11 protein-coding genes are annotated in these 10,935 nt (G+C 59.7%); 7 read left to right on the plus strand and 4 right to left on the minus strand.

What is annotated here, in order from left to right; genetic code table 11:
- Positions 1-203: 203 nt before the first annotated feature.
- The 4 genes from FJ398_21085 to FJ398_21100 form a co-directional block, all read right to left on the minus strand.
- Positions 204-1,733, minus strand: a complete 1,530-nt coding sequence (locus FJ398_21085) for a hypothetical protein (protein ID MBM3840409.1) — start codon at positions 1,731-1,733, stop codon at positions 204-206.
- A gap of 406 nt (positions 1,734-2,139) precedes the next feature.
- Positions 2,140-2,388, minus strand: a complete 249-nt coding sequence (locus tag FJ398_21090; GenBank protein MBM3840410.1) for a hypothetical protein — start codon at positions 2,386-2,388, stop codon at positions 2,140-2,142.
- Positions 2,389-2,507: 119 nt separating this feature from the next.
- Positions 2,508-3,437 (minus strand): hexose kinase, encoded by a 930-nt coding sequence (locus FJ398_21095; protein ID MBM3840411.1) that lies wholly within the window; start codon positions 3,435-3,437, stop codon positions 2,508-2,510.
- 123 nt (positions 3,438-3,560) lie between these two features.
- Positions 3,561-4,820, minus strand: a complete 1,260-nt coding sequence (locus tag FJ398_21100) for a glycoside hydrolase (protein MBM3840412.1) — start codon at positions 4,818-4,820, stop codon at positions 3,561-3,563.
- A 20-nt stretch (positions 4,821-4,840) separates the two neighbouring features.
- Here FJ398_21100 and FJ398_21105 point away from each other — a divergent pair, with 20 nt between their 5' ends.
- The 7 genes from FJ398_21105 to FJ398_21135 all read left to right on the plus strand — a co-directional run bounded on the left by FJ398_21105 (position 4,841) and on the right by FJ398_21135 (position 10,592).
- Positions 4,841-5,743, plus strand: a complete 903-nt coding sequence (locus FJ398_21105; GenBank protein ID MBM3840413.1) for a 5-dehydro-4-deoxyglucarate dehydratase — start codon at positions 4,841-4,843, stop codon at positions 5,741-5,743.
- A gap of 267 nt (positions 5,744-6,010) precedes the next feature.
- Positions 6,011-7,348 carry a hypothetical protein gene (locus tag FJ398_21110; protein ID MBM3840414.1) on the plus strand — a complete coding sequence of 446 codons (1,338 nt, stop codon included), beginning with the start codon at positions 6,011-6,013 and terminating at the stop codon, positions 7,346-7,348.
- Between the two features lie 60 nt (positions 7,349-7,408).
- A complete protein-coding gene (locus tag FJ398_21115; GenBank protein MBM3840415.1) occupies positions 7,409-7,717 on the plus strand; it encodes a type II toxin-antitoxin system RelE/ParE family toxin in 309 nt (102 codons plus the stop codon).
- A complete protein-coding gene (locus FJ398_21120; protein ID MBM3840416.1) occupies positions 7,714-8,067 on the plus strand; it encodes a helix-turn-helix domain-containing protein in 354 nt (117 codons plus the stop codon). The genes FJ398_21115 and FJ398_21120 overlap by 4 nt, the downstream gene beginning before the upstream one ends.
- A gap of 22 nt (positions 8,068-8,089) precedes the next feature.
- The gene (locus FJ398_21125; protein MBM3840417.1) at positions 8,090-8,404 is read left to right on the plus strand and encodes a HigA family addiction module antidote protein; all 315 of its coding nucleotides are present in this window, start codon (positions 8,090-8,092) and stop codon (positions 8,402-8,404) included.
- Positions 8,405-8,525: 121 nt separating this feature from the next.
- Positions 8,526-9,422 carry a hypothetical protein gene (locus tag FJ398_21130; GenBank protein MBM3840418.1) on the plus strand — a complete coding sequence of 299 codons (897 nt, stop codon included), beginning with the start codon at positions 8,526-8,528 and terminating at the stop codon, positions 9,420-9,422.
- A gap of 291 nt (positions 9,423-9,713) precedes the next feature.
- The gene (locus FJ398_21135) at positions 9,714-10,592 is read left to right on the plus strand and encodes a toprim domain-containing protein (GenBank protein MBM3840419.1); all 879 of its coding nucleotides are present in this window, start codon (positions 9,714-9,716) and stop codon (positions 10,590-10,592) included.
- Positions 10,593-10,935: the final 343 nt, after the last annotated feature.

Here is a 10,935-nt window from a genome sequence, read left to right on the forward strand (position 1 = left end):
GTCGAATTCGTATTTGGGCAGTTCGTCCATCAGTTGGGCAAACACCGTTCGGCCTTCGTTCATAGAGGTTCAGTCCCGCCCGCAGGCGGGAAGACACCCTGGGGAAAAGCCATCCAGAAACGAAATCGAAAAATGTCATGAGTACAGTTCCAGGCCCATTCTATCGCATAGAAACCAGTGTCGGCCCAAAATTAACCGGACAGTCATGTCCCGGAATAATGAACCATGACGCTCGGCCCGCCGCGCATTCCGAGCAGGCCCGCCCCGACCGATTTCATTCGCCCCAAGAGCCGGTAGCGGCCTGGCGGCAGACTGGCTCGACGGCGGAGCAATGCGGTCTTCGCGCCGGACAGCATCTCCACGCGCAGCATTTCTTTTCCCTCAATCTTCGTGGCCGCGCACACCGCCTGGACTTGGCCGTCCATAGGTTTGAGCTTCCAGCCCGCGATTTGCGCGAGCCCACCGGGAGCGAATTCGATTCGCGGGGCTGGCACGAATAATTCGCGCGGTTGCGAGAATTGGTCTTTCAGATGCGCCGCACGGGTTGAGATCCTGGCACAAAGGTCCTCGACGTCGCGGGCATGGTTACCGGAAGTCAGAACATCCCAGAGCGGGCTTCGCACCTGAGTTGGCCAGCGCTTTTCCAGGTGAGCCATTTCCGGGGCGATCTTGGCATCCATCTCTCGCACGCGCCGGCCCAGGCGATCCGGCCGGAAAAGATTCGTGAACAGCGTGCCGACGCGCTCGACGTGGCGGCGCCGCCCTTCCGGCGTCGAAATCACGGCGCGCGCGACCGGCGCTCTCATCGGCGGAACGACCGGCAAGTCGAGGTTCGAGTGGAACCCGCCCAGGACACGGTCCATCCCGTGTGGCATGAACACGATCTTGTCGGAGTCTGGATCATGATAGACGCGATAGTTGCTTCGGTTCATGGAATAGCAGTCCCAGTGGCTCAGCAAGGTCTCCACGGCCAGCATGGAGAGAAACCGGTCCAGGTCGAGCGCGCGTTCCAACGCGCGCATGCGCTTTTCAGGATCCGATTCCCGTGTCGCGGCGAGCAGGCGATTGAGGCCGGAGCGGTCGGAAGGCTTGGCACCGGAACTGAATTCGAGGGGCGCGTCAATGTCCCGGTGATACCCGCCATCGTAAAGATTGCCGTCGGTGCGCTTGAAATAACGCCGGAGGAACTGCTTGTTATAGCCCTCCACCAGAACGTAGATCCCGAGTTTGCGTCCGTTCAGCGTCACGACGGCGTGATCCGCGCGCGGCACCGGGACGCCCGCGGCGGCGAATAGTTCGCGGGAAATTTTTTCGTGCAGGCAAGTGGGATCCTGGACCGAGTTGTTGAGAGAAATCTTGGTCAGGCCGTGGAATGTCTGTTTGAGCGCAAACTTGTCGAAGTTCAGCGTGAGCGAAGGCAACTGGTCGATGGGCCGGAACGTGCCCGTGCCTTTCAATTGCACGGACACATTCGTGTAAACCCGGCCCCCTTCCACGACGCGGGCGCGGGCTTTGGGCTTCTTCTCCGCGTCGGATCGCCGGGAGGAGTCTCGCAACGTTCGCAAGCCTTCTTCCGGAATCTCGATGGAAAGGCGCAGGAGATTCGTGCTGCGGAAAATGTCGTCCGCCTCGGGCCCATCCAGGTTTTGCCCGGCAGTGGTGGCGAACTGGAGACCGGCGGCCATTGCCAGGAGCAGAGGCCGCGAGAAACGGGGAAGCTGCCGAAGACTCATTGCCGCGAATGTAGCGCGCCGCTGAGCCGGAGTAAACTTTCCCGGCTCTCAACACTACAGCGCCACTTTCCGTCGGAGCGCGGCTTTCAGGCCGCTTCATCGCCCGTTCGCAGGAAAGCATCTTGGTCAGGGCGAGGGCTTGAAGCGGCATACTGCTTGGTCCGCGGGATGGACGACAAAGCTCGTAGCGCAGAGTTGCACTCTGCCGTATCGCAGAATTGTATTCTGCGGGGCCTCTCCCAGTCCGAGCCCGCTGGGACTTGCCGGCGCCCTGCCGATTGGAAATCGGCGATCCAGCAGATTGAAAATCTGCGCTACGGTTCTCCGGTCGATCTGTCGTCAATCCCACGGTCTGCATAGTAAATGCCGCGCTCCGATCAAATTCCTGAAGGACGCTGCCAGTTCTTCAGGCCTTGGGTTTCTGGAGCGGGTGCCCGTATTTCCGTTTGAAGCGGGTGCAGGAGGAGATGGAGGTTTTGCCGTCGTCGTTTTCCCAAACCTCGGCGTAGATCGGTTTGCGAGGCTGCGCCCGAAGAGGGGTCTCTTTGAAAATGTTGCCTTTGTCGTCGCAGTCCAGTTCGACGAAGCGGACCTTTTGCAGCCGGTTCAGGCGGTTGGACAAAATGACCAGGACTTTGCGTTTTGTTGTTTTCACGTTGCGAAAGCGAAGTATTTGAAATCAGCGCGTTCCATGTCAACGAGTCTTGTCCGGGGCGATGCGCCATCGGCGATTGGCGATTGGCGATTGGCCATGGGCTCTAGCCTTAGACTAGACTAAACCGGCTCCACAATCACTTCGCGCACCAAGCGTTCTACGTCTTGCCCATTCACTTCTCCGGCGAGCAGTGTCAGCGCATTAGCCGCTCCTGCCGCGCTGGCCCAGCGGCAGGCTTCGCCGAGATCGTCGCCGCGCAAGAGCCGCCAGACCAGCCCGGCCGTGAATGCGTCTCCGGAACCGATCGGGTTGACCGGCTTGATGCGGGCCGCCACGATTCGCCAGACAGCGCGGCCGTCGAACGCCAGCACAGGTTCTTTGCCCGCGGTCACAATCACGCGTTGCGCGCCGCGCTTGGCGAGCGTCTGCATCGCCTGGATCACGGACGCTTCGTTTTCCAGGTCGCGGCCCACGGTCGCGGCGAGTTCGGCGCGGTTCGGTTTCACCACTCCGGGGCGCGCCTTCAAGGCTTCGAGGAGCGGCGCGCCTTGAGCATCCACCACGGACAGCGCGCGGGCTTCATTCGCCAGGCGAGTGCATTGCAAGTACAGGTCAACCTGACCGCCCGCGGCGATCGTTCCCGACATCACCATCGCCTGACACTGTGGAACGCGGCGGCAAACGATGGCCATCAGCTTTTCGAAATCGTCCGGGACGACTGGACCACTTTCTTCCACTAGTTCCGTGACCGTGCCCGTCGATTCATCGAGGAGGGTCACGCACTGGCGAGTTGGCGTGGCGACCTGGACAAAATCCGATTCAATGCCTCGCGTCTCCAACAACGCGCGCAGATACGCCCCGCGGTCGCCGCCAAGAAAGCCGGCCGCGACCGGATGTTCGCCGAGCGCGTGTAACACTTTGGCCACGTTGATCGATTTGCCTGCGGCGCCGTCCAGGGTTTGAACGGCGCGATTCACGGCGTCCAGAGTCAGCTTGCGGAATCTCATGACGCGCTGCACCGCGGGCGTTGTTCCAAGGCAGAGAATCACGGCGTGCGCTGAGGAGTTGGACTTGGCATTGTCAGGTGGCGTGTGTGTCTGCGGGGGAGTCTGCGGATCCAAACGGCCCAGGTCTCCAATCTCAAATTTGAAATTTGAAATTGATCAGGAGAATCACGGGTCAGGCCGAGCGCCTTCTTCTTCCCCTCGAACCGTTTTGAAAAGTGTGATGAAACACTGCGCGGCTTCAGACGCCGAGTTCTTCTCGACCGTGGCGCCGGAGGCGAGCGAGTTGTAGGCGCGCATGAACGGCGCGAAACCGCACCAGGTGGTTTGCACGATGCCAAGGGCGCGGCGCGCAGAGGCCGGATCGCCGCCGGCGCGGATCGCTCGGATGTGCGTCAGTTCCCCCAGCGCCACGTTGGGTTTCCGCCACGGACACGCCACGACATCGAAGCCTTTGCCGGCGAAAAACTGCGGCGTCTCCGGCGCTTTCTCGTAGTGCCAGTCACAAATCACGATGTCCTTTGGAACGCGATCGATGGCGGGAGCCGTGTTATTCTCGCTCGCTTCCCATTTTCCGAGCTTCGTGGACAGGCCATCGATGAACCGGTCTCCCCACATCCACATGCGGCACCCGATTTCTTTGAGGTGCGCGTGGAGCGTTTTGACTTCGCCGGCAAACAGCTCCGCCGCATCCTTGCCGTTGCAGCGCGGGCAATCCGGATCGGCCAGGATGAATACCTCGTCCATGCCGGCGTGGAACGATTTGGCGTCACACGCTTTGGCCAGCTCGTCGATCAAGTCGAACAGCACCTTGTGAACTTCGGGGTGGAGCGGGCAGTAACTGCGGCAATAGATTCCCTGGTTGTCCGGGAACTTGCCCGGGGTTTCGTCGAATTCGGGATGTTTCTCCAACAGCCGCCCGTTGCGTTTCGCCCAGGATTGATGGCCCAGGCAGTTGAGGCCGGGGATCAACTCAATCCCGTTCTCCCGGCAGGCCTTTGCGAGCTGTTGTACCTCCTCCCGTCCGAGCGCGGAGGGATCCGCGAACTCTGGTCGCGACTGAAAGTCAAAGCCGTAGTTGAACTCCAGGATGAGCGTGTTGACTCGCTCTTTGGGCAGCGCAGTCCGGATGAATTCCAGGGCGGCGGGCAGATCACGTTTGGACGGCGCGGATAGGTGAAGGCCGCGGACGGGAACGCGCCGGTCCAAGGGCTGGCTCTGCGGCTCGGAGGCGGCAAGGTTTATCGAGAACCACAGACTTGCCGCAAGAATCTGCAGCACGCTTGCTGGGGGACGGAGGGGATCGATCTTCATTTGTCCGCGTAGATATGATTGACTGCCTCGCTTGTCAACACGGCCCGTCTCAGAGGGCGGCGAAATGGTTGATGACCGGGCCAGCCCTATGGTAATTCCTTTTCCGCACCGCATCAAGACACGGTGCGCGAATTATGGATCCAAACCAACTGCGTTCAAAATTCTGCGGCGTCATCGCTTTTCCCGTGACGCCTTTCAAAACAGACCTGGCGCTCGATATCGAGGGACTCCGCAAGAATCTTCGGCATTTGCTCAAGCATCCCATGTGCGCCGTGGTGGCAGCGGGAGGCACGGGTGAATTGTATTCGTTGACCCCGGCCGAGCATTTGGCCGTGGTCAAGGCGACCGTGGAGGAAACGGGTGGCAAAACGCCGGTCATCGCAGGCGTCGGGTTCGGCCAGCAACTCGCGGTCGAGTTGGCGAAGCAAGCCGCCGCCGCGGGGGCGAGCGGCATTCTGGCTTTTCCGCCTTACTATCCGAACGCGGAGGACGAGGGCTTGTTCGAGTATTACCGCGCGATTGGCGCCGCCACGCGGCTGGGCCTGCTCATTTACAGCCGGGACTGGGCGAACTTTTCTCCGGCCGCCGTCGAACGTCTCGCGCAGATTCCCACCCTGATCGCCTGGAAGGACGGCCAGGGGGACATCCGGCGCTACCAGATGATCAAACAACGCCTCGGGGACAAATTGTATTGGATCGGCGGCGCGGGGGACGATCTAGTTCCGGGCTACTACTCCATCGGCATTCGCACCTACACGTCGAGCATCGCAAACGTTGCGCCCCGGCTCTCGTTCATGCTTCACGAACGCGCGTCCGCGAATGACGCGTCCGGTTTGGCGAAATTGATGTCCGACTACGTCGTTCCGCTCTACGCCCTGCGCGCCCGCCGCAAGGGCTACGAAGTCTCGGTGATGAAGGCCATGATGGACGTGATGGGCCTTGCGGGCGGTCCAGTGCGCCCGCCGTTGCCGAATGTGCGACCGGAAGAGACCCAGGAATTACGCTCGATGGTGGAGTGCTGGAAGGCGGTGCTTTGAGGGAGCTTTGCCGGCTGACCGGACGGATTCAGCCGGCAGCCACATCGAGACGATCAGCCCGCGCCCGCGTCTTCCATCTTGCAGGTGCTTGGCCTGGTGGTAGGAGCTGGATTCGAACCAGCGTAGGCGTAAGCCAGCAGATTACAGTCTGCTGTAATATTACTTCATCAAGTACTTACATGTTCGTGGTTACTTTATGGTTGACTTATATGCATCGGTTTTGGCTAAATCGCGTCCACAACAGCACGCAAGAGAAAGGACGCGAATATGGCAAAACACCGAACCGGCCACCTGTTCAAACGCGGGGACACCTTCTACGTCCGCTGGTCTGTCGAAGGAAAGGTATTCTCTAAGGCTCTGCGGGACGAGCATGGAAATCCGATCACAACCAAGCGTGATGCGGAAGAAGCCCAAGCGAAACTCATGGCGCCGTTCGCCGTCGCCGACGAAGCGGCCGCGCTTGAATCCGTAGCGTCGAAGCTCGAAGGTCGCAAGGCCGAACTCGCCAGGCTCGAAGACGAACTGAATCCCCCGCTGCCGATTGCGAAGTCGTGGCTGGAATACCTGGCCGCTGCCAATCGCCCCGATACCGGTGAATCAACGCTGCGGCAGTATGAATTCCAGTTCTCCCAATTCGCCCGGTGGATGAAGGAAAAACACTCGGAAACCACGGCGCTTCGCGAGGTGTCCAAAGCGATCGCCGAAAAATACGCCGCGCACTTGAATCACGACCGGCTCAGTCCGAACACCTTCAACAAGCACCTGAACCTTCTCACCCTCGTCTTTCGCGTTCTGCGCGACAAGGCCAGGTTGGTCAACAACCCTTGGGAAGACATCCAACGAAAGCGGATCGCGACCCAGAGCCGGCGGGAATTGACGATGGACGAGCTTCACAGAATCTGCCAATCCGCGACCGGCGAATTGCGCGTGCTGTTCGCCCTAGGTGTCTATACCGGGTTGCGCCTGGGAGATTGCGCAACTCTCCGGTGGGCGGAAGTCGATCTGACTCGCGGCTTCATTCGCCGCATCCCGAACAAGACCGCTCGCCGGAATGCCAAGCCGGTCATCGTTCCCATTGATCCGATCCTGCGCGGCATGCTCGCTGAGGCTCCCGCCGAGCGACGAGCCGATTACGTCTTGCCGGAAACCGCCGAGCTTTACAGTCGCCGGACTGACTTAGTGACGGACTTGGTTCAACGCCATTTCCAGGCGTGCGGTATCAAACCGCACAAGCCCGGTACGGGCAAGGACGGCAAGCGCGCTGTTGTCGAAGTTGGATTCCACTCGTTGCGTCACACCTTTGTTTCCCTGTGCCGTGAGAGCAACGCGCCGCTGGCCGTGGTGGAATCCATCGTCGGCCACAGCAATCCGGCCATGACCCGGCATTACACGCACGTCGGCGAATTGGCCGCTGGCCGGGCCGTGGCTGCGCTGCCCTCCGTGATTGGTGAACCAAAACAGCAACGCAATGGAGAAGACAACATCTTCCACGAAATCCAACGCCTCGCGAAGAGCATAACCGGTACGAACTGGAAAGAGAAGAAAGCCACGTTGCTGGCCTTGCTCTCCGATCAAGCCGCAAGAGGCGCTTCGGTCAGGGCCTGACTCGGCGGCGCTAAAATCGCTCCGTTGACACCCTACTCCAATGGCGTATGTTTCCCCTCCGTGGTCTTTGTCGAACTGCCAGCTTTCACGCGACGGCTGTTCGATTTGCTCGATGACGAATCGTATTTGGATTTGCAGATTCAACTCGCCTCGCGCCCGGAGGCCGGAAAACTCATTCCGGGTGGCAAAGGACTCCGCAAAGTCCGCTGGGCGGCTAAGGGACATGGCAAGCGCGGCGGAGCGCGGGTGATCTACTTTTGGCGTACGACCCAGGGCCAGATCATCCTGGCTCGCCTCTACGCGAAAAACGAGCGCGAAGACCTCAGTCTGGCTGAATTGAGAACTGTTATCCGTGAGATTGGCCTATGACAAAGAGACTGATTCAACAGATTCACCGTGAGATCGCCGCCATCCAGAGCGGGAAAGTCGCTCCGGCCCGCGTGTGGGACGTGCGGCCCGATGGCAAAGGCGGCTTCACACGCCGTGCGCTTGATCCCCAAGCGTACCGCCGCGCGCAAGAATCCGCTTGGGAGAAAAGCATCGCTGCCACTCGCGAAAAGCTTGGCCTCTCGCAGCCTAAGTTCGCCAGGCTGCTCGGAATCAGCGTCCGCACGCTGCACCATTGGGAGCAAGGCACGCGCACACCCAGCGGGGCCGCGCGAGTGCTGTTGCGTGTGGCGGCTCGCCATCCCGAAGTAGTGTTGGAAGCGGCAGCGTGAGAGCGCCAACGAAACGCCTCGCATGAAAGACCCCGCTTTGAACCCGGTGCATCCAGGAGAAATCCTGTTGGAAGATTTTCTGAAGCCGATGGACATCTCACAGTACCGGCTCGCCAAGGACATCCACGTTCCCTTGCGCCGGATCAATGAAATTGCTTTAGGGCGGCGCGGCATCTCGGCGGACACCGCGTTGCGCCTGGCCCGGTATTTCAACACCACGGCGCAATTCTGGCTCAATCTGCAATCGCGCTACGAACTCGACACGGCGCGGCTCGCCAGCGCACAGGCCATCGCGAAGACGATCCAACCGGTTGCTCGACTCGCGGAAGTGGCGTGACCGAATGACGATCCTGACCGCCGCCCGAAACTTGGATACGCGCCAGCCCGATCAGCCGACGAAACCTTGTCGGCGCGGAGCCTTCAGCGGCGCTGCGGCAGGCAAGCTCTGAAGGCGCTTTATGCACACGATTATCTTCGGCAAAGACGCGGAATACCTTCGTGATGGGTTGGCAGCCAGACCTGGTGGACATCTGATTCTAAAGGACGGCACACGCTACACATTCGACGTGATCGAAATTCCGTGGAACCTCGACGCACCGGACAGGAACAACAACTTGATCGAGGTGCAAAGACTGGCCTACGGCGCTGGGAAATGGATGTTGAGCACCGAATCGTTGTTCGAATCGCTGGAAAAGATTCAGTTCGACGCCTGGAACAAGCTGGACGAGATCCGATCCGGGCAACAACTTCCGCGAATCTCTCGGAGGGACTTCCAAGCAGTGGTCTTGGAATCACCAAGTCTTTGTTTCCTACAACGATCGCCGCCGGAAATGGAGATTGTCCGGCAAATCAATTCCGAATTCTTTGACCAACGATATGCTCGGCGATGGGGCCTGGCGCAACTGCTCCAGGAACTCGATAACGCAACGCTGCAACGCGAAGTTCGCGCCGCCGCGTGGTTTGAGGGAAATGTCACACCGCTCCTACTGCGGGACTTTTCCGAAATCAATGCTGATGTCACGAAGTTGTCCGCTGAACCAGTGGAAAACATTCCTTCTCCGCCCGTGCCGGAAAATGTTTTCCGACTGGCTGGTGAGTACTGGGAGCTTCGATTCAACAACAGTAAGCCTGTCATGCTAAGGGATCGTCTTGGGATGCGATACATTCACTTCCTTATCGAGCATCGAGGCGAGACTTATTTGGCCGTGCAGCTTGGGCTGGAAGTCGCCAAGACCTTGCCGGAATCCCGCAAACTGACCAAGGAAGAAGGACTCCACGACGACCAGGAATCATCGCAGCCTATGATTGACGAACAGACTCGGTCCACAGTGCTCGATACCATCGACTACACTTGACGCAGTAAGAGCAGTCCTCCGTAGCGACCCGACCGTCAGCCCACGCGAGCGTAACCACCTACTCACGCTACTGCGTAGTCCCCCATCGCCTGTCCACGAACCCCCGGTCGAGCGCGTCGCCCGCATCATCCGACGAAAAGAAGGCGCTTCGCGGCTCGGAATGTCAGTCCGATCATTCGATAAGTTGTGCAAGCAAGGCGTGCTGAAGAAGCGCGTTTTGCCTGGCCGCACACGCGCTGCTGGCGTGCTCGAAAGCGACTTGGTCAATTTGCTGAGTCAGAAGGAGGCCGCATGAGAGGCCCGCCGCGAGAGGAGGCGACGATGAGCCCGCTCGATTCGCTACGGACAATGATGTACCGCGCCGGCTTGGACTACACCGGCCCGCTTGTCGCCGACGGACGTTTGCACCGTGTCAAAGTCGAAGGGGACAAGTCCCCCGACTCGTGGTATGTGCTTCACGCTGGCCCGCCCGCTGCCGGCGCGTTCGGTTGCTGGAAACGCGGTTTCAAAGAAGTGTGGTGCGAGCGCAACGGCAGCCTGTCCCAAGCCGAGCGGGACGAAGTTCGTCGCGACTGGCAGGACGCTGAACGCGATCGCCTTCGCGTCGAAAAGGAACGGCGGGATAAAGCGCGCAAGACCGCCGGCTGGCTTTTCAAACGAGCTAATCCGGTGAGGGCGCACGCTTACCTTTCGGCTAAAGGCGTGAAGGCATTCGGCGGCATGCGCGAATATCGCGGCGCGTTAGTCTTGCCGCTCCGCGACATCAACGGCGAGCTTCACTCTGTCCAATTCATCGCCGCCGACGGCCTGAAAAAGTTTTTGAGCGGCGGACGCATTGCTGGATGTTTTTTTGGGCTGGCCGACAAACCAGACGGCCCGCTTGTGCTCTGTGAAGGTTACGCGACCGGCGCGAGTATCCACGAAGCGACCGACCGTGCGACCGTCTGCGCGATGCACTGCGGAAACCTTATGGCAGTGGCAAGAGCGTTGCGGCAAAAATTCCCGTCGCGGGAAATCGTCGTCGCCGCTGACAACGACGCATGGAAGGACGGCAATCCCGGATTGAGTAAGGCGCGTGAGGCGGCGCTTGCTATCGGGGCAAAGCTCGCTGTGCCTCAGTTCACCTACGTCACCAGCAGACCAACCGATTTTAACAGCCCACTTGAATAGCGGTGACACTGCAGCGAATGACTCCATCGCTCGTCCGATAGATGAAATTCCCAGTGCAGAGTGCCCAACGGGTATCTGGATTGCTCGGCGAGGTAAACGACGTTCCCGCTCGATGACGATACCACAATAGACGATCCGGAGAATGCAGGTACACAGAAGCGCATCAATAAAGCTACATAGCGATAATTAAAGAAATGGCTCCAATAGGCCTTGGATTTTTTCCGGGTGCCGCTGGATATCCTTCAAAGTGGTGAACAGACTGGCACACAACTCGGCAGGGGTGGCGAAGTAACGATTGTGCGTTCCTTCCTTGCGAGTGTAGTGCCAGAGCCGTTTTTGGGCA

The organism is Verrucomicrobiota bacterium (genome assembly GCA_016871535.1).
GTDB lineage: Bacteria > Verrucomicrobiota > Verrucomicrobiia > Limisphaerales > SIBE01 > VHCZ01.